Source organism: Staphylococcus sp. HMSC068C09, assembly GCF_001813735.1.
Taxonomy (GTDB): domain Bacteria; phylum Bacillota; class Bacilli; order Staphylococcales; family Staphylococcaceae; genus Staphylococcus; species Staphylococcus hominis.
Genome location: NZ_KV813718.1, coordinates 1 through 547, shown reverse-complemented (window position 1 = coordinate 547; position 547 = coordinate 1). Strand labels below are relative to the sequence as shown.

At 34.9% G+C, this 547-nt stretch carries 1 protein-coding gene; it reads right to left on the bottom strand.

Features of this window, described 5'->3' with window-relative positions; translation table 11 throughout:
- Window positions 1-445: 445 nt before the first annotated feature.
- Window positions 446-547, bottom strand: a 102-nt coding sequence (locus tag HMPREF2930_RS00265) for a replication/maintenance protein RepL (protein WP_083313647.1), incomplete at its 5' end; no start/stop codon positions are given.

The following is a 547-nucleotide window of genomic DNA, read 5'->3' as shown; positions in this document are numbered from 1 at the left end:
TTTTTTTTAGGCATTAGTGCATTTAAGCGTCAGAGCATGGCTTTATGCCGAGAAAACTATTGGTTGGAATGGCGTGTGTGTTAGCCAAAGCTTTGGCGAGTTGGTTGGGGGTTTCATGGGATTAATCCCATGAAAGTACCAACTCAACAACACACTAACGCCTGTTGGTTCCAACCAATAGGAAATTGGAATAAGCAATTAGTATAATGAGAGTATAATGTTGGTATAACGTTAGTATAATGATGCTTTTTTTCATTATATTTTTTATGTACTTTAAACCTGCACGCTTATGTGAATTAGAAAAAGCTTAATCGCATTTCATAGATTGACCTCCCAATAACTACGTGGTGTTATTGGGAGGTCAATCTATTTCATTTGCGTTAAGCTTTTGATCTACATTAAGCGTGCAGGTTTTTTGTCTATTTGTAGACGATTTTATGTTATACTAGTCCTTGAAAGAATAATAATCAGATAATGCATTTTCTTGTTTTTCATTTGCCTCTTGCTCAAAGTTCCCAAATTCGAGTAAGAGGTATTTTTGTTTTTG